This is a genomic window from Acidovorax sp. 1608163 (assembly GCF_003669015.1).
In the GTDB taxonomy this organism is placed as follows: Bacteria; Pseudomonadota; Gammaproteobacteria; order Burkholderiales; family Burkholderiaceae_C; genus Acidovorax.
This window is the reverse complement of record NZ_CP033069.1, coordinates 2,187,791-2,205,910: the sequence shown is the minus strand read 5'-3', so window position 1 is coordinate 2,205,910 and position 18,120 is coordinate 2,187,791. Positions and strand designations below refer to the sequence as shown.

General features: G+C 67.6%; 10 protein-coding genes. 3 read left to right on the top strand and 7 right to left on the bottom strand.

Annotated features, from left to right (window positions below; all coding sequences use genetic code 11):
- The first annotated feature begins 115 nt into the window (after positions 1–115).
- Together EAG14_RS09920 and EAG14_RS09915 are read left to right on the top strand one after the other, a co-directional pair.
- On the top strand, positions 116–667 hold the full coding sequence (locus EAG14_RS09920; protein WP_099655540.1) for an NUDIX hydrolase: 552 nt from the start codon (positions 116–118) through the stop codon (positions 665–667).
- A 16-nt stretch (positions 668–683) separates the two neighbouring features.
- On the top strand, positions 684–1,148 hold the full coding sequence (locus EAG14_RS09915) for a hypothetical protein (RefSeq protein ID WP_121728741.1): 465 nt from the start codon (positions 684–686) through the stop codon (positions 1,146–1,148).
- 132 nt (positions 1,149–1,280) lie between these two features.
- Here EAG14_RS09915 and EAG14_RS09910 read toward each other — a convergent pair whose 3' ends face one another.
- The 4 genes from EAG14_RS09910 to smc all read right to left on the bottom strand — a co-directional run bounded on the left by EAG14_RS09910 (position 1,281) and on the right by smc (position 10,996).
- Positions 1,281–3,743 (bottom strand): penicillin-binding protein 1A, encoded by a 2,463-nt coding sequence (locus EAG14_RS09910; protein WP_121728740.1) that lies wholly within the window; start codon positions 3,741–3,743, stop codon positions 1,281–1,283.
- Between the two features lie 199 nt (positions 3,744–3,942).
- The gene (ligA, locus tag EAG14_RS09905; RefSeq protein WP_121730404.1) at positions 3,943–6,075 is read right to left on the bottom strand and encodes an NAD-dependent DNA ligase LigA; all 2,133 of its coding nucleotides are present in this window, start codon (positions 6,073–6,075) and stop codon (positions 3,943–3,945) included.
- A gap of 145 nt (positions 6,076–6,220) precedes the next feature.
- Complete coding sequence (locus tag EAG14_RS09900; protein WP_121728739.1) at positions 6,221–7,369, bottom strand: cell division protein FtsZ; 1,149 nt, start codon at positions 7,367–7,369, stop codon at positions 6,221–6,223.
- 102 nt (positions 7,370–7,471) lie between these two features.
- Positions 7,472–10,996 (bottom strand): chromosome segregation protein SMC, encoded by a 3,525-nt coding sequence (gene smc, locus EAG14_RS09895; protein ID WP_121728738.1) that lies wholly within the window; start codon positions 10,994–10,996, stop codon positions 7,472–7,474.
- A gap of 446 nt (positions 10,997–11,442) precedes the next feature.
- Between smc and EAG14_RS09890 the strand changes: the two genes are divergently transcribed.
- A complete protein-coding gene (locus EAG14_RS09890) occupies positions 11,443–12,012 on the top strand; it encodes a gamma-glutamylcyclotransferase (RefSeq protein ID WP_121728737.1) in 570 nt (189 codons plus the stop codon).
- A gap of 49 nt (positions 12,013–12,061) precedes the next feature.
- Here the strand turns inward: EAG14_RS09890 and EAG14_RS09885 are convergent, their stop codons facing one another.
- Genes EAG14_RS09885 through imuA form a run of 3 tightly spaced genes read right to left on the bottom strand, consistent with a single transcriptional unit; the run spans position 12,062 to position 17,931 of the window.
- Positions 12,062–15,361, bottom strand: coding sequence for an error-prone DNA polymerase (locus EAG14_RS09885; protein ID WP_121728736.1), 3,300 nt, complete (start codon positions 15,359–15,361; stop codon positions 12,062–12,064).
- Positions 15,354–17,078: a DNA polymerase Y family protein gene (locus tag EAG14_RS09880; protein WP_121728735.1), complete on the bottom strand. Its 1,725-nt coding sequence runs from the start codon at positions 17,076–17,078 to the stop codon at positions 15,354–15,356. The genes EAG14_RS09885 and EAG14_RS09880 overlap by 8 nt, the downstream gene beginning before the upstream one ends.
- Complete coding sequence (gene imuA / locus EAG14_RS09875; protein ID WP_121728734.1) at positions 17,041–17,931, bottom strand: translesion DNA synthesis-associated protein ImuA; 891 nt, start codon at positions 17,929–17,931, stop codon at positions 17,041–17,043. The genes EAG14_RS09880 and imuA overlap by 38 nt, the downstream gene beginning before the upstream one ends.
- Positions 17,932–18,120 lie beyond the last annotated feature (189 nt).

Below are 18,120 nucleotides of genomic sequence, written 5' to 3'. Positions count from 1 at the left end.
CGTGCAGCCAGGCCGGCCTGCGCAGCGCATCCCTTTGCCTATGGCACTACATATTTCATAGCTGGCAGCGCTTATTCAACAAGCGCTGCGGGCCGATTTGATTCAAAATCCCCGCATGACCTTTCGCAGCCCCATCAAACACTGCCGCAACTGCGGCACCGCCGTGGTGTACCGCCAGCCCGACGATGGCGACACCAAGCTGCGTGCCGTGTGCCCCGCCTGCCACACCGTGCATTACGAAAACCCGCTGAATGTGGTCGGCACCGTGCCCGTGCTGGCTGATGGCCGCGTGCTGCTGTGCAAGCGCAACATCGAGCCACGTTGGGGCAAGTGGACGCTGCCCGCAGGCTTCATGGAGCTGGACGAAACCACCGCCCAAGGCGCCGCCCGCGAAACCGACGAAGAAGCCGGTGCCCAGATCGAGATGGGCCCGCTTTTCAGCGTGCTGAACGTGCCCCGCGTGGGACAGGTGCACTTTTTCTACCGCGCCAGCTTGCTCAGCGAGCAGTTCAACCCCGGCTTCGAAACCATCGAAGCGCGCCTGTTCACCGAAGACGAAGTGCCGTGGGACGAGATAGCCTTTCGCACCGTCAAAGAAACACTGCAGGCCTACTTTGCCGACCGCAAAGCTGGCGCGTTTGGGCTGCATTGCATTGACATTGAGTGAGAGGCTGCGCGTGCCCATGCGCCACACCCATAGCATCATGGTGAAACAGGCATGGGTGGTGGCAGGCTTGGCGATCCATGCCTGCGCCAGTGCCGCAACTCCCTGCACAGGCATAGACCGGTCACTCTCGGCAGCCCAGCAGCGCAACTACGCAGCGGCCATAGAGCAGCACCTCAACCAGCAACTGGGCCCTGAGGTGCAGCAGAAAATCACCACGGCGCCGCAAGACATCCGGCAGGTTTTTCGGCTGGGCACATGGCATATCGTCTACGTCCACACCCACGTGTCTGACGAACCCTTTTTGTTCTACCCGCAGCCACCCGACAAGGCCGCAGCCTACGTCACCGCCTGGGCTGGCAGTGCTGCCTCTGACGAGGCTCCCAGCATTCGCGCTTGGCTGCGCAAGAACGCGCCGGGCATCCCACCAAAGCTGGCCCGGTGTTTTGCATGGCAGGTCACCGCAGCCAGGGACGTGCAGTGATCGGGTGCAGGCCTAAGAACCTGTTCAAAGCACCAGTTCATAGAACGCGTTCAAGGGACACGTACACCCCCTCACACCATCAACAGCGCGGTTGAAAAGTGCGCAGCGTGCAACACCAGCGCGGCGGCGCCCTCACTGGTCTCCGTCGCGCGCGGGCCGCTCGGTAGCTGAAGGCACCACCACCCCAGGCACCGGGTTGGCCGCAGCCTCGGTCGGCGTCAGCGGCACCTGGCCGCCAAACACTGCACCGCCCTGGCCCCCCTGACCACTTTGCCCTCCCATTGCGCCAGGCGATGCGCCCGGTGTGTACGGATCGCCATCACGGATCACCGGCGGCAGTGCCCCAGGGGGCATGGGCTGAGACGGCTGCGGAACAGGGTCCGTCCCCACCTCGGGCGGCGGCGGCACATCGCGGCCAAACAAATCGCGCACCCAGCTGCGTACGCCGTTCATGGCATCGCCCAGCACGCTGGGGGCTTCCTCGTCAATGAAGCGGTCGCGGCCGTCCAGGGTGTTGGTGCGGAAGGCCTGCTGCAAAAATTCGCCCACCATGGGCAGCGCGCTGTGGGCGCCCTGGCCCCAGTAGTCGCTGCGCAGGGTGATGCGCCCATCGTTAAAGCCGACCCAGGCACCCGCCACCACACGGGGGTTCAGGGCAATGAACCAGCCGTCGGTGTTGTCTTGCGTGGTGCCGGTTTTGCCGGCCAAGTCAGCGCGCAGGCCGTAGCGGCTGCGCAGGGCCGCGCCCGTGCCCCGATCGATGGTGCCGCGCATGGCGTTGCGCAGGGTTTGCGCGGCCTGCAGAGGCATGGCCTGCTCGGGTGCGGGCGGCGCAAAGGTTTGCAGCACCTTGCCGTGGCGGTCTTCAATGCTGGTGATGAGGATCGGCTCGATGTAGCGGCCTGCGTTGGCAATGCTGCTGTAGGCCGTGACCATTTCGCGCAGGGTGACGGGGCTGGTGCCCAGGGCCAGCGATGGCACTTCTTCGAGCTTGCTTTCGCGCACGCCCATGGCGCGGGCCAGCTCGGCCACACGCTGGGGGCCCACCTTGTACATGACCTGGGCGGTGATGGTGTTCTTGGAGAAGGCCAGGCCGTCGGCCAGCGTCATGGGGGCGTTGCTGGGCGCACCGCCATCGGTGGGGCGCCACACCTGGTTGCCGCCCAGCGGAATCTCCACCGCCTCGTCCATCAGCTCGTCGGTGGGCAGCGCGCCTTGCATGAAGGCCGCACCGTACACAAAGGGCTTGAAGGTGGAGCCGGGCTGGCGGCGGGCAGCCTGCACATGGTCGAACGGGTCGGCCGCAAAGTCGCGGCTGCCCACCCAGGCCAGCACGTGGCCGGTGACCGGGTCCATGGCCATGAAGCCCGCCTGCACGCGGGTCTTTTCCTGCTTCAGCGCGGCCATGAAGCGGCTGTCTGCCAGCAGGGTTTTGAGGGCCTCGTCCGGCGGCGCGCCTTCGGCCAGCGCGTTGCGGTAGTCGTTGGTCTCGCGCACCAGCGTGTGCACCAGCTCGCTCTTGGGGTTCCAGCCGTTGCGGGCCGACCAGGCATTGTCGGCAATGCCTTGCAACTGGCGGCCTTGGCGCGCCACGGCCTGGTTGGCCATGGCCTGCAGGCGCGAGTCGATGGTGGTGCGCACGATGAGCCCATCGGCATGCAGGCTGTAGCCGTTGGCATCGGCCCAGGCAATGAGCTGCTTGCGCAACTGCTGCGCAAAGTGCGGGGCCAGGCCCATGGCCTCGGTCTGGCGCTCAAAGTCGATGCGCAGGGGGCGCTTTTGCAGGGCGGCCAGCTTGTCTTGTTCGAGCTTGTCGCGCTTGACCATTTGCGCCAGCACGATGTTGCGCCGCGCCTGCGCGCGCTCGGGCTGCGTCACGGGGTTGTAGTAGGCCGTGCCCTTGAGCATGCCAATCAGCGTGGCACTCTCGAGCAAATTGAGCTTGTCGGCCGACTTGTCGAAATACGTGCGAGCGGCCATTTCGATGCCGTAGGCGTTGTACAAAAACGGCACGGTGTTGAGGTAGGTCTCCAGGATTTCGTCCTTGGAGTACGCCCATTCGATCTTGAAGGCAGTGATGGCCTCCTTGAGCTTGCGCGTGAGGGTGCGCGAGCGGCCGATTTCTTCCGGGAACAGGTTGCGCGCCAGCTGTTGCGTGATGGTGGAGCCGCCCTGCGGATCGCCCCGCAGCGTGTGCAGCACCGACGACGCTGTGCGCCGGAAGTCCATGCCCGAGTGCTCGTAAAAGCGGTGGTCTTCGGTGGCAATCAGGGCGTTGACCACATGGGGCGAGATACGGTTGAGCGCCACCCATTCGCGGTTGGCCCAGCGGTACTCGGCCAGCACCTTGCCGTCCACCGACAAGAGCTGCGCGGGCCGCTCGGTCTTGGCCTTGGTGATGTCGGCAATCGACGGGGTGAACGGGATGAGCAGCAGCGTGTACACCGCCAGCAGCACCGGCAGGGCCAGCGCCAGCCAAAGCCAGGTGCGCCAGCTGCGGGGCTGAAAGCGGGCCCAAAGGGTGCGCAAGGTTTGCAGCACCCAGCGCGCCCCAGCCAGCAGGCCCGTGCGCAATGTGGAGAGAAAACGGAGCATGGTTCAGTTCAACCCGGATGGGGCTGCGCGATAGAGGGAGATAGGGGATGCGCCAAGGAGCGCCCTGGCTTCGACAGGCTCAGCCCGAACGGTTGGGAGCTAGCGGGATCGTCGCATGGGGGCCAGGTTACCCAGCCAAGGCGTGCCAAGCCATGTGGACACGGTCTGATCGCGGCCCAAACAGCATAAGCCGCCACACTCACGCGGCACCGCCCTCGCCCGCACCGGCCAGCAGCGCCAGCATGCCTGCCTCGTCCAGCACAGGCACGCCCAGCTCCTCGGCCTTGGCGAGCTTGCTGCCGGCCTCTTCCCCTGCCACCACGTAGCTGGTCTTTTTGCTGACCGAGCCCGACACTTTGGCGCCTGCGGCTTCCAGCATGTCTTTGGCCGCATCGCGGCTGAGCGTGGGCAAGGTGCCCGTCAGCACAATGGTCTTGCCCGCCAGCACCTGCGGGCCCCGTTCGGTGGGTGCCCCCTCAGGCCAGGTCACGCCGCAGGCGCGCAATTGCTCCACCACCTCGCGGTTGTGGGGCTGCTGGAAGAAGGTGTGCACGCTGCGCGCCACGATGGGGCCCACATCGGGCACTTGCAGCAGTTGCTCCTCGGTGGCAGCCGATGCGGCGTCCACCCCCATCAGCGCATCGAGCGTGCCAAAGTGCTTGGCCAGGTCTTTGGCAGTGGACTCGCCCACATGCCGAATGCCCAGCGCAAACAAAAAGCGCGGCAGCGTGGTTTGCTTGGACTTTTCCAGCGCGGCCAGCAGGTTCAGGGCGGATCGGTCGGCCATGCGCTCGAGCATCACCAGGGCGCTCAGGCCCAGACGGTACAGGTCGGGCAGCGTGCGGATCACGTTGGCATCCACCAGCTGGTCCACCAGCTTGTCGCCCAGGCCCTCCACATCCATGGCGCGGCGGGCGGCAAAGTGCAGGATGGCTTCCTTGCGCTGGGCTGCACAGAACAGGCCGCCTGTGCAGCGGTGGTTGGCCTCGCCCTTTTCGCGCACCACCTCGCTGCCGCAAATGGGGCACTGCCGGGGCATCCGGAAGTTGTGGACATAGGCTGGGCGCGGGCCGGATGCCATCACGCCCACCACCTCAGGAATCACATCGCCCGCACGGCGCACGATGGCCGTGTCGCCCACGCGCACCTTCTTTTTGCGGATTTCAAACACGTTGTGCAGCGTGGCGTTCGTCACCGTCACACCACCCACAAACACCGGCGCCAAGCGTGCCACGGGCGTGAGCTTGCCGGTGCGGCCCACCTGGATGTCGATGCCCTCGATGCGGGTCGCCATCTCTTGCGCGGGGTACTTGTGCGCCACGGCCCAGCGCGGCTCGCGGGTCTTGAAGCCCAGGTCGCGCTGCAACTGCAGCGCGTTGACCTTGTAGACCACGCCGTCGATGTCGTAGGGCAATGCATCGCGGCTGGCGCCCACCTGTTGGTGGAATGCTACCAATTCCGTAGCACCTTGCGCAATCTGCACCTGCGCTGCGACCGGAAACCCCCAAGATTTCAGGGTCTGCAGCATCTCGTAATGCGTGCGAAACACCGGCCCGCCCTGGTCAGGCGGCGTGATGGCGCCCAGGCCGTAGGCGAAAAAGCTCAGCGGGCGCTGGGCAGTGATGTTCGAATCCAGCTGGCGCACCGCCCCCGCGGCGGCGTTGCGCGGGTTCACAAAGGTCTTGCCACCCTGCTCGCGCTGGCGCTCGTTCAGGGCATCAAAGTCGGCCCGGCGCATGTAAACCTCGCCACGCACTTCTAGCACTGGGGGCACGCCCTCGGGCAAGCTCAACGGGATCTGGCGGATGGTGCGGATGTTGTGCGTCACGTCCTCGCCCACCTCGCCATCGCCGCGCGTGGCGGCCTGCACCAGGCGGCCACGCTCGTAGCGCAGGCTCATCGCCAGGCCATCAAACTTGGGCTCAGCCACGTATTCGATGGCGGGGTCGGCCTCGCTCAGCCCCAGCTCGCGCCGCACGCGGGCATCAAACGCCTGCGCGCCCGTGGCCTCGGTGTCGGTCTCGGTGTGGATGCTGAGCATGGGCACCACATGGCGCACCGAGGCCAATCCCTCCATCACCGCACCAATCACGCGCTGCGTGGGCGAATCGGGGGTCAGCAGGTGCGGGTGCGCCGCTTCCAGCGCCTGCAACTCGCGGAACACGCGGTCGTATTCGGCGTCGGGCACGGTGGGCTCGTCCAGCACGTAGTACTGGTGCGCCCAGTGGTTGAGCTGGGCGCGCAATACGGCAGCTTGCGCTTCAAAATTGATAGCTGCTTGCGCTTGATTGGCGGGCGCTGTAGCCGAAAAAAGGTCAAAGCTCTCGGTCATGATGGGCAATCGGCTTGGTAAGGCACGGTGCCTGCAAAAGGCGCGGCAAGCGCCAGAGACACCGAGCAAGGGCCGCCCCGCAGCAAAGGTGTCGTCCCCCTGGAGGGGGAAGACGCCGAAGGCGGCTCAGGGGGTGTTTCATGTCCTAACTGAACAACCGCCGCGCCAGCACCGACCCTGCCGACAAATCGCGCGCATCGAGCTGGTCGTACAGCAGCTCCAGGTCAGCGGCAATCGGGTCCATGGCCATGGCGGGCAGGGGCTGGCCGTTTTGGTCGCACAGCACGCCGTCCATGGCCTGGGCCAGGGAGGCGCCCACGTCGCGCAGGCGGGCAAAGGGTTGTTCGGTGCGGTGCACCTGGGCCACGTCCAGGCTCAGGCTGATGTCGCGGATGGCGGATTGGTCTGGGTCGTCGGCCAGGGCGGCCTGCGTGTCGTAGCCCAGGGTGAGCACGGGTGGCAGGCCTGGCGTGCTGGCGGGCAGCACCAGGCGCCCGGGCATGGAGCCCACCACAAAGCCCACACGGGCGGCGTTTTGCAGCAGGTAGCCAGGGCTCCAGGCGGCCTGGCGGGCGCGCAGCATGAACATGAGTTGCGCGTCGTGGTCGCTGGCGAACTGGTCCAGTTCGCGGGCGCGGGCCACTTCCTGCAGCATGTCGGGGAAGTCCGGGGCGGCGTTGATGGCGTCGGCAAAGCCTTGGGCCTTCATCACGAATTCGGAAAACTCGATTTCGTTGAGCGCGCCCATGCGGTTGGCCAGTTGCACCCCGGCCTGGAAGCTGCGGTAACGCTGGCCGGGCGCGGGGGTCTCCCACTGCTGCGTGGCGTCGTTCAGGCCTTCAATGGCGAAGGGCTTGCTGCCCGCGCGGCGCGTGGGGGGCAAGGCGACCAGTGCGGCGTCGCCAGACACGAGGTGCTCCAGTTGCAACGCAGCGATGACGTCGATCAGCGGGTCCAGCCCCGGGCGGCGCTCCAGCGTGGGCAAAGGGGCGGGCATGCGCAGGGCATCGTCCGCGTCCACGGCGTGTTCGTGGGGTTCGGGCCCTCGGTCCAGGCCCGCATAGCTGGCAACGGCGTCCGGGCCCAGGTCTGCGTCCATTGATGGCTCCTGGCGCAGCGTGGGCTCGGTCAGGGCGTCGCCCGCACCGGGTGTGGATGCGTGGCTGCCGTGGGCGTCCGGTGGCAGGGCTTTTTTGGGTGCGTTGCGGTGCAGGGTCCAGGCGTTGTAGGCCACGATGGCCGCCAGCACCAGCCCACCGGTGATTGCCAGACTCAGTAACAGGGATGAGTTCATGGGGTCAGTTCAAATCGATAGGACTTGCACAAGCGGGGACGCCGTACGGGCCTTGCTTTGCGGCAGGCCGGTGGACTGAGCCTTGTTGTGCGTCCGTCATGGTCAAGCATCGGCCATGGACAGGGCGGACTCCATGTCCACCGCCACGATGCGCGAGACGCCTTGTTCCTGCATGGTCACGCCGATCAGTTGCTCGGCCATTTCCATGGCGATCTTGTTGTGGCTGATGAACAGGAACTGGGTGCTTTTGCTCATGCTGGAGACCAGCTTGGCGTAGCGTTCGGTGTTGGCATCGTCCAGCGGCGCGTCCACCTCGTCCAGCAAGCAAAACGGCGCGGGGTTGAGCTGGAAGATGGCAAACACCAGCGCAATCGCCGTGAGGGCTTTTTCACCGCCTGACAGCAAGTGAATGGTCTGGTTCTTTTTGCCGGGCGGCTGCGCCATCACCTGCACGCCCGAGTCGAGGATTTCATCGCCGGTGATGATGAGCTTGGCCTGCCCGCCGCCGAACAGCTCGGGGAACATGCGGCCAAAGTGCCCGTTCACCGTCTCGAACGTGCCCGACAGCAACTGGCGGGTTTCGCCATCGATCTTGCGGATCGCGTCTTCCAGCGTGTTCATGGCCTCGGTCAGGTCGGCCGTTTGCGCGTCCAGGAACACCTTGCGCTCACGCGCCAGGTTCAGCTCATCGAGCGCGGCCAGGTTGACGGCGCCCAGCGCGGCAATCTCGCGGTGCAGGCGGTCGATTTCGCCTTGCAGGCCTTGCATGCGCACATTGCCATCGGCAATGGACTGGGCCACGACCTCCAGGTCGGCCTGGGCGTCGGTCAGCAGCGTGGTGTATTGCTCCAGGCCCAGGCGCGCGGCCTGTTCCTTGAGCTGGAAATCGGTGATGCGCTGGCGCAATGGGTCGAGCGCACGCTCAAGCTGCATGCGGCGCTCGTCGCTGCCGCGCAGCTTGGCCGTCAGGTCGTCGTATTCGCTGCGCTGGGCGGACAGGGCTTTTTCGCGCTCCATCTTCAAGTCCAGCGCCTGCTGCAGGCCGCCCTTAGCAGCGGCGTCTGACAGGCGGGCCAGCTCATCGCGGGCACGCTGCTGCTCGTCGGTGAGCGCGGTGGCCTGCTGGGTGGCTGTTTCGATGGAGCGGTTCAGCTCCGCGCGGCGCGCTTCCAGGCTGCGCTGGGAGAAGGTGGCCTCTTGCACCTGGCGCTCCAGCATGCGCTGCTGCTCGCGGCAGGCGTTCAGCTTGCGCTCGGTCTCGATCACGCGGTCGCCCAGCTGGGCTTCGCGCTCCTGGCTGTCGGCCAGTTGCATGTCCAGCTCTTCAAAGCGGGCCTCGGCGGCCACGCGGCGCTCTTGCAGGTCGGCCAGCTGGGCTTCCACCTCGGCAATGTCCGCGCCAATTTGCTCGCTGCGCGCACGGGTCTGCTCGGCCAGCTGCGTCAGGCGCAGGGTTTCCACCTGCAGCTCGTGGGCGCGGCTTTGGGCCTCGGTGGCCTCGCGGCGGGCGGCCACCAGGCGCTGCGATGCGTCGGCATAGGCGGCTTCGGCGCGGACCAGCGCGGTGCGCGATTCGTCGGCAATCAGGGCCTGGGCACGCAGTTCTTTTTCCAGGTGCTCAATTTCTTGGGCACGCGCCAGCAGGCCCGATTGTTCGGAGTCTTGCGCGTAAAAGCTCACGCTGTGGCTGCTGACGGCATGGCCCGTGGGCACGTAGATCACTTCGCCAGGCGGCAGGCTGGCGCGGCGGTTCAGGGCTTCGTCCAGCGTCTGGGCAATGGTGCAGCCCTGCAGCCAGTCGGTCAGCACGGCGCGCAGGCTGGCGTCGTTGATGCGCAGCAGGTCTGCCAGGCGGGTGTGCGTGCCCGTGGGCTCGGGCACACCGGCGGCGGGGGCGCTGTAGAAGGCCAGGCGGGCCGGGGGCGCATCGCTTTCGTTCGAGCCGAGAAAGCCGCGCACCATGTCCAGGCGCCCTACTTCCAGCGCGCCCAGGCGTTCGCGCAGGGCGGCTTCCAGGGCGTTTTCCCAGCCGGGCTCGATGTGGATGCGGCTCCACAGGCCCTGCATGCCATCAAGGCCGTGCTTGGCCAGCCAGGGGCGCAGCTTGCCGTCGGTCTTGACCTTTTCCTGCAGTGCCTTGAGGGCTTCCATGCGGGCCGACAGGTCGGTCTGGCGGGCGCTCTCGGTGTTCACGTCCTGCTGGCGGGCGCGGCGGTCATCGTCCAGCTGGGGCACGCTTTCTTGCAGCTCGGCCAGGCGGGCTTCGGTGGTTTCGGCAAGTTCCTGCGCGGCTTCGAGCTGGCTGCGCAGGTTGATGAGGCGGGCTTCGTCCGGCGCGGCCAGGGCGTTGCGGTCGGTGCGCAGGCGCTCGTAGCGGGTATCAAGCTGGCGGCTTTGTTCGTCAATGCTGCGCTGCTCTGCGGCCAGCACGCCAATTTGCTGCTGCACCTGCACCACGCTGGCGCGCTGCTCGCTGGCGCGGCTTTGGGCCTGGCGCAGGGCTTCTTCCAGGTCGGGCAGCTGCATGGCCTGCTCTTCCATCTGGGCGGCCAGCAGCTCGGCGCGCTCTTCGGCGTCTACACCCGCACCGGCCAGGTTTTCCAGCTCGATGTCGGCCTCTTCCTTGCGCGACTGCCACTGGGCAATCTGCTCGGCCAGGGTGACCAGGCGCTGCTCCACACGCACACGGCCTTCGACCACGTAGCGGATTTCGGCTTCGAGCCGCCCCACTTCGGCCGTGGCCTCGTACAGCTTGCCTTGCGCCTGGTTGACTTGATCGCCTGCAGCGTAGTGCGCCTGGCGGATGGTTTCGAGGTCGGACTCCACCGCGCGCAGATCGGCCATGCGCGATTCGAGGTCGTTCACGGCCTGCAGGCCATCGAGGCGCACCTTGGTCTGCTCGGCCTCGGCGTCGGCGCGCTTCAAGAACCACTGCTGGTGCTGCTTGAGGGTGGCGTCGGCGTTCAGTGCGTTGTATTTGGCAGCCACCTCGGCCTGTTTTTCCAGCTTTTCGAGGTTGGCGTTGAGCTCACGCAGGATGTCTTCCACCCGCGTGAGGTTTTCGCGCGTATCGGCCAGGCGGTTTTCCGTCTCGCGGCGGCGCTCTTTGTATTTGGAGACCCCGGCCGCTTCTTCGAGGAACAGGCGCAGCTCTTCCGGGCGCGATTCGATGATGCGGCTGATGGTGCCCTGCCCGATGATGGCGTAGGCGCGTGGCCCCAGGCCTGTGCCCAAAAACACGTCCTGTACATCGCGGCGGCGCACGGGCTGGTTGTTCAGAAAATAGCTGCTGGTGCCGTCGCGGGTGAGCACGCGGCGCACGGCCACCTCGCCGTATTGGCCCCACTGGCCGCCTGCGCGGTGGTCGGAGTTGTCAAACACCAGCTCCACGCTGGCGCGGCTGGCCTGCTTGCGGGTGGTGGTGCCGCTGAAGATCACGTCCTGCATGCTCTCGCCGCGCAGCTCGCTGGCCTTGCTCTCGCCCAGCACCCAGCGCACCGCATCCATGATGTTGGATTTGCCGCAACCGTTCGGGCCCACCACGCCGACCAGTTGCCCGGGCAGCATGAAGTTGGTGGGTTCAGCGAACGACTTGAAGCCGGAGAGCTTGATGGAGGTAAGACGCACGGGTCAGGCAGATGGGGCTGGGGGCAAGGACAACGGCGAAAACGGCGCGCACAACGCCAATGGCGCTAAAAAAAGGCTCCCCAGGAAGCTGCAGGCGACCTGGACAGGCCCGGATGATACCGCGCCGCAAGGGGCTGGCCGGTGGCGCAAGGCCCGCCTGGGGCTGCGCCATGGCGCAGTGCAACATGGTTGGGCAATATTTCAATAAAAACACGGCTCTAGCGCTTGATAGATAAGCGCTGGCAGCTATCAATACAGGAGTAATCCATTACCCACCCATGGCTGACCAGCATTCAGGGGCTCCCACACAGCGGCGGCACGCTCGGCGCAGTCCTCCAATAATGCGGCCCACGCCCCGTTGGCTTTGATTTCTGGCCCCGTTCCTGCTTTCTTCGCTGCATGACCCCCTGCCCGCCCCTGCCCCCCACCGCCGCGACCCCGCTGCCATGCTGGCCCAGACGATGGCGCAGTGGGATGCGCGGCACGACCTGTGGCTGTTTGGCTATGGCTCGCTGATCTGGCGGCCAGACTTTGACTACGCCGAGCAGCGCCCGGCCAAGGTGCATGGCTGGCACCGGGCGCTGAAGATGTGGAGCCGTGTGAACCGGGGCACGCCTGAATGCCCGGGGCTGGTGTTTGGGCTGCTGACGGGTGGCAGTTGCCGGGGCATGGTGTTCCGCATTGACCGGCACCGGGTGCCCGAGGTGATGCCCGGCCTGTGGGCGCGCGAGATGGTCAACGCCGTGTACGACCCGCGCTGGCTGCCCTGCCAGACGCCGCACGGCACGGTGAGCGCGCTGGCCTTCACCTTGTCGCGCCGCAGCCCCAACCACACCGGCGTGCTGCCCGACCCGGAATACACCCGCATCTTTGCCCAGGCCCGGGGGCGCTACGGCACCACGCACGACTACGCCAAAGCCACCCACGAAGGGCTGCTGAAAATGGGCATCCACGACCGGGCACTGGCCCGCCTGCTGGCGCTGGCGCCCAACGACAGGACTGAGCGGAAAGACTGAACAAGGCCACGGACTGCCCCGCCCCTGTGGCCTGTTGTGGCCTGTGGCATCAATGAAAGTCCCGGCTGCCGTGCAGCGCCCCGCCCAGGCGGCCCAGCAGCGGGGTCAGGTCTTTGAAGCGCTGGGCGACCAGGTGGCGCACGGCGGGCACCCCGGGCGCAGCGCCCTGCCCGCCGCCCGGTGGCGGCACCGGCCCCGTCGCGCATTGCCACACCCCCTGCACGGCCAGCAGTTGTGATCTCAGCAGTGCATCGCGCCACGACTCGATCAAACCCGGCCACACGATGACGTTGACCGGGCCGGTCTCATCCTCCAGCGTCACAAACATGGTGCCCTTGGCCGTGCCCGGCCGCTGGCGCACGGTGACGATGCCGCAGGCGCGCACCGTGCAGCCATTTGGCATGGTTTGCAACTGCAAGGCCGTGAGCAGCCGCCAGCGTGCCAGGCGTGGGCGCAGCAGGGCCAGCGGGTGGCGGCGCAGGGTGAGGCCCGTGGCGGCGTAGTCGAAGACGATCTCCTCGCCCTCTGGCGCCTGGGGCAGCTCCAGCGGCACCTCGTTGACCGGGGCATGGCGCAGCAGCGCGGGGGCGCGGTGCTGGGCGGCGGCGTCCCACATTTGCTGGCGGCGGTGGCCTGACAAGGCGGCCAGCGCGTCGGCAGCGGCCAGGGCCTGCAGGTCGTGCCGCTCCAGCCCGGCGCGCAGGGCCAGGTCTTCGGTGCTGGCAAAGCGGTGGTGCGGCGCCTGCACACGGGCCTGCAGCACGCGCTTTGCGGCATCGGCATGCAGGCCGCTGACCAGCCGCAGCCCCAGGCGCACCGCAGGCTGGGGCAAGGCGGCGGGCCGCACGCCAGGGATGGGCCGGGGGGGCTGCAACCGCTGCGGTGCGCCTTCCAGGGTGCAATCCCAGTCGCTGGCATTCACGTCAATCGGCAGCACGCGCACGCCGTGGCGGCGGGCGTCTTGCACCAGTTGCGAGGCGCTGTAGAAGCCCATGGGCAAGGAGTTGAGCAGCGCCGCCAGAAAGCACGCAGGCTCGTGGCATTTGAGCCAACTGCTGCTGTAGGCCAGCAAGGCAAAGCTATGGGCGTGGCTTTCTGGAAAGCCGTATTCCCCAAAGCCCAGCATCTGCCGGAAGATGGCCTGGGCAAAGGCTGGCTTGTATTCGTTGTCCACCATGCCGTCGATCAGGCGCTTCTCAAACTTGTGCACGCCGCCCGTGCGCTTCCAGGCGGCCATGGATCGGCGCAGCGCATCGGCCTCGGCGGCTGAGAACTTGGCGGCGATCATCGCGATCTGCATCACCTGTTCCTGAAAAATCGGCACGCCCAGCGTGCGCTCCAGCGCATCGATCAACTCGGGCTTTTCCAGCACCAAAGGCAACTGTTGGCGCCGCCGCTCGCGCGCCTGTAAATACGGATGCACCATGCCGCCCTGGATGGGGCCGGGTCGCACGATGGCGACCTCCACCACCAGGTCGTAAAACTCGCGCGGCTGCAGGCGCGGCAGCATGCTCATCTGGGCGCGGCTTTCGATCTGGAACACGCCCACGGTGTCGGCGGCGCAGATCATGTCGTAGGTGTGCGGGTCTTCGGCCGGGATGTCGGCCAGCCGCCAGCGCTCACCCCGCAGCGTGGCGCGCAGGTCTAAGCAGCGGCGCAGCGCGCTGAGCATGCCCAGCGCCAGCACGTCCACCTTCATCAGGCCCATCTCGTCCAGGTCGTCCTTGTCCCACTGGATGATGGAGCGGTTGTCCATGGCCGCGTTTTCGATCGGCACCAGCCGCGACAGCGGCCCCTGCGTGAGCACAAAGCCGCCCACATGCTGGCTCAGGTGGCGCGGAAACCCATGCAGCTCGCCCGCCAGCTCCAGCCACAGCGCGGCGGTGTGCGCCCCCAGGCTCTGGCCCAGCGATGCGGCCAGGGCCTGCAGCTTGGGGCCTGCCAGTTCCTTGTCAAACCACTGGTGCTCTTTGGCAAACGCATCCACCACCGCCGGGTGCACGCCCAGGGCCTTGCCCACGTCGCGCAGCACGCTGCGGGTGCGGTAGGTGGTGACCACGGCGGCAATGGCGGCCCGGTCGCGCCCGTATTTGCTGTAGATGTACTGAATGACCTCTTCGCGCCGGTCGTGCTCAAAGTCCACATCGATGTCGGGCGGCTCCTTGCGGTCTTTGCTGATGAAGCGCTCAAACAGCAGGTGCGAGCGGGTGGGGTCCACCTCGGTAATGCCCAGGCAAAAGCACACGGCCGAGTTGGCCGCCGAGCCGCGCCCCTGGCACAGGATGCCCTGGCTGCGCGCATAGCGCACGATGTCGTGCACCGTCAGGAAGTACATCTCGTACTCGCAGCCTGCAATCAGCGCCAGCTCGCGCTCCAACTGGGCCTGCACCCCAGGCGGCACGCCCTCGGGGTAGCGGCCCTCCGCACCTGTGTGGGTGAGCCAGGCCAGGCCCTGGGCGGGCGTCATGCCGGGGGGCACGGCCTCTTGCGGGTATTGGTACTTGATTTCGTCCAAGTGGAAAGTGCAGCGCTGCGCAATCTGCACCGTAGCCTGCAGCAGCTCGGGCGGGTAGATGCCTGCCAGCCGCACGCGCTGGCGCAGATGCCGCTCAGCATGCGGCTGCAGCGCAAAGCCGCATTGCGCCACGGGGCGACCCAGGCGCACAGCGGTAATCACGTCCTGCAGCGGCTTGCGCGAGCGCACATGCATGTGCACATCGCCCGCCGCCACCAGCGGCACGCCCACCGCCGCGCCCGCCTGCTGCAGCGTGGCCAGCCACAGGTCGTCGTCGGGGGCCAGCAGCAGCTCGACCGCCAGCCAAAAATCCAAGCCAAATAGGGCTCTAGCGCTTTTTAATAAAGCGCTAACAGCTACCAAATTAATAGCATCTTGCGCCGTGCGCTCGGGCACCAGCAGCAGCTCGCAGCTTTGCAGCTGGCGCACATCGCTCAGGGGCCCCATCTGGTAATGCCCCTTGACCGCACTGCGCCGCGCCGTGGTGATGAACTGGCACAGGTTGCCCCAGCCCTGCGCATTGCGCGCCAGCGCCACCAGCCGAAACCCGGGGTACGCAAACTCGCTGCCCACGATGAGGTGCAGCCCCAGCGCCTTGGCCCGAATATGGGCGCGCACCACGCCCGCCACCGAGCATTCGTCCGTCAGCGCCAGCGCGCGGTAGCCCAGCGCGGCGGCGCGCTCCACCAGCTCGTGCGGGTGCGATGCGCCGCGCTGGAAGCTGAAGTTGGAGACGCAGTGCAGCTCGGCGTAGTCGGGCAGCGCCCGGGCGGGGGCAGCGGCCTGCTCGCCAGCCAGAGGATGCAATGGCAGGTGGGCAGCGCGTTCAGCCATAAATGCCGTGCAAAAACCAGCGGTCTTGCCGGGTGGGCATGCCTGCATCTGTGGGGGCCTGGGCCGATGGGGCTGTTTGGGGCAAACGCTCGCGGTACACCCACACATGCCCAGCGCGCTCGTTGTGGGCCACAAAGTAGTCGCGCACCACCAGGCCAGGGGCTGGACCATGGGACGGGGTGGCGTTGCCTGCGGCGTCAGGGCCATCCGCCCTATCAGCGGTTGGGTCGCTCAACGCGGACTCCCACCAGGCCGCCTCCAGCCGGTGCGGGCCTGCCAGCAGCCGTAGCGGGCCCTGGTAGCACGGGCGGCTGCCCTGCAACGTCAGGCGCTGCGGCGGGCGCAGCAGCCAGGTGGGCCACAGGCTGGCGTCGGGGGCCTGGGAGGCCTGGGGGGCGGAGGGCCCAGACGCTGGCAGCCCACCACCCTGCCCCTGCGAGCCTGCAACCGCCCCACCCTGCGCCAAGGCCTGGCTGGCGGGCTGCCAGCGCTGCATGCATTCGGGCCGGTGGTCTGCCACCAGGGCCACGCACTGCACCTGCTCTGGCCCCAGGCGGGCCGACAGGCGCTCCACCCACTGGTGCCAGCTTTCGCTGCGGGCATCGTCTTGCGCGCTGCGCCCGTCACGCACTGTGGGGGGCAGCAGGCTGGCGCTGGCGTGCGGCATGGGCGCGGTCTCCAGCGCGCGCAGTGCGATCTGGTTGACGGGCGCGGCCAGCAGGGTGCGGGCCAGGTGCTCGGCCAGCAAACGGCGCAGGTGGGCCAGGGCCTGGGTGGGCTGGGCCGTGCGCACAGGCAGTGCCTGCCAGGGGGGCACGGGCTTGCCGTCTACCTTGCGCAGGTCATGGTGCCAGGCCAGCTCCAGCGCCAGCACGCCCTGCTGGCGTGCCTGCAGCCAGGCCTGCAGGGCTTGCAACAAGGCGTGGGCCGACCACAGCAGCGCATCGGCCGAGGTGGCCAGCGCGGGCAGCTCGGCCGTCAGGGCAAACACCTCGGGCAGCTCCAGCCAGGTGTGCTGGTGGGGGGCTTCGCCGTAGGCGCAGTCCAGCGCCCGCAGCGCGGCCGCCCCCAGCCGCCGGGCCACCCCGTCGCGCGGCAAGGCGCGCAACTGGCCCCAGGTGTTGCACCCCATGCGCGCCAGGCTGGCCACATGGGGGCGCAGCGCCGTCAGGGTGTGCAGAGGCAGGTCGTGCGGCACGCGCCGGGGCATGGCGTGGCGCACAGGGTGTGCATGGGGCGCCGTGCGCTGCCCGCCCACCGCACCGGCCTCTGCCGCCAGTTGCAGGCGCAGCAGGGCCAAGGCCTGGAAGGCGGTGGGGCCTTCGGCAAAGGGGGTGGTGAATGGCGTGGCCAAAGGTGCCGCAGACAGTGCCGCACAGGGCATGGATGCGGCCTGTGCGCCCCCCACCTTTGGCCCTGCCTGAGCCGCCTGCCAGGCAACATCGGCGCCCAGCGTATCGCCGCTAGGCGTATCCCCCCATGGCGGGGCATTGGCATGCAGTTGCGCCAGCAGGGCTGCGCGGCCGCCCCACAGGCGTTCGGTGGTCGATACCTCCAGCAGCAAGGCTTCGTCCACCCGGGCCACGCGGGGGGTAAAGCGCAGCGCCCACCATGCCTCGGTGCCGGGCAGGCCCGGCACCACAGCACTGGTCGCATCTGCAGAACTTGCAGAGCGGGCATCAGACGACGGCAGGCACGGCCACGCGATCCAGTGCATGCACCACCCCTTTCCATCCCGCGGCCACATCGCCCGGCAGCACTACCTTCACGGGCACTTTCACCGGGGCCGCCACCGGCACCGGCAGGCCCTGCCCCCGCCGCTGTTGGCTGCGCGCCGCCGCTGCGGCCAGCACCTGCGCCAGCCGGGCAGAGCCGCCGGGCAGCACCACCGGCTGCGCCAGCGGCGGCCCCCGGCGCTTGAGTACCTGCACCTGCATCGCCAGCGGCGCGCCCACATCACCTTGCACCCACAAGCGCAGCGGTGCGGGCGATGCCTGCTGGCGCGCATGGGCCGGGCGCAGCACCCACAACAGTTGCCCCATGTGCGCAGCAGCCAGCTGCAGGCGGCGCAACTGCTCGGGCAGCGCCTGCGGCAGCCAGGCCACCACGGCCAGTACATCGCGGCAGCGCAAGGCCTGCTCTGTGGCCCACAGTGCAGCGGTGGCCGTGCCGCCTGCCTGGGTGGGGCTGGGCTGCACCTGGCATAAGCGCTCGGGCGGCAGCCCGGCGGCCTGCAAGGCGGGGGCAAAGGGCTCAAACGGTGGCGCCACCAGCACCACCGCCCCTGGCCGCGCCGCCGCGGCCTGCGCCAATGCGGACTGCAACAGTTGCCAGGCATGGCGGCTGGGCTCGGGCTGCAGCACTTCGGTCAACGCCCCCACAGGCCAGCCGCCGCCGGGCAACTGCGCATCCAACGCCGCATGGCCGGTGGGCTGGGTGGCCTGCACCGCGCTGGACGCCATGACATCACACAACTGGTTACCCAGCCACACCCCGGGCAGTTGCACAGGGCCTTTGGCAAACGCACTGCGCAGGGGCGCCGTCAAAGGCGCAATCGATAAGGCAGACATGGTGGGTGGACTCGGTGGGGTGGTGGCTGTGCGCCCGTCGGGTGCATGCAGCGCATGTTAACTGTATTTTTATACAGTATTTTATAAAAATCCCCTCACCTCGCCTGCACAAACCCTGGCGCTGCCCTGCCACCCGCAGCCCATAGCCTGCACAATGCCTGCGTTTCCCCATTCTTCTTACTTCAGGAG

Bases quoted from the DNA above. Each gene is read 5' to 3' on its own strand.
- EAG14_RS09900 (WP_121728739.1), bottom strand. From the start codon at position 7,369: ATGAACTCATCCCTGTTACTGAGTCTGGCAATCACCGGTGGGCTGGTG.
- imuA (WP_121728734.1), bottom strand. From the start codon at position 17,931: ATGTCTGCCTTATCGATTGCGCCTTTGACGGCGCCCCTGCGCAGTGCG.
- EAG14_RS09890 (WP_121728737.1), top strand. From the start codon at position 11,443: ATGCTGGCCCAGACGATGGCGCAGTGGGATGCGCGGCACGACCTGTGG.
- EAG14_RS09920 (WP_099655540.1), top strand. From the start codon at position 116: ATGACCTTTCGCAGCCCCATCAAACACTGCCGCAACTGCGGCACCGCC.
- EAG14_RS09880 (WP_121728735.1), bottom strand. From the start codon at position 17,078: ATGCACTGGATCGCGTGGCCGTGCCTGCCGTCGTCTGATGCCCGCTCT.
- EAG14_RS09885 (WP_121728736.1), bottom strand. From the start codon at position 15,361: ATGGCTGAACGCGCTGCCCACCTGCCATTGCATCCTCTGGCTGGCGAG.
- EAG14_RS09910 (WP_121728740.1), bottom strand. From the start codon at position 3,743: ATGCTCCGTTTTCTCTCCACATTGCGCACGGGCCTGCTGGCTGGGGCG.
- EAG14_RS09915 (WP_121728741.1), top strand. From the start codon at position 684: ATGCGCCACACCCATAGCATCATGGTGAAACAGGCATGGGTGGTGGCA.
- ligA (WP_121730404.1), bottom strand. From the start codon at position 6,075: ATGACCGAGAGCTTTGACCTTTTTTCGGCTACAGCGCCCGCCAATCAA.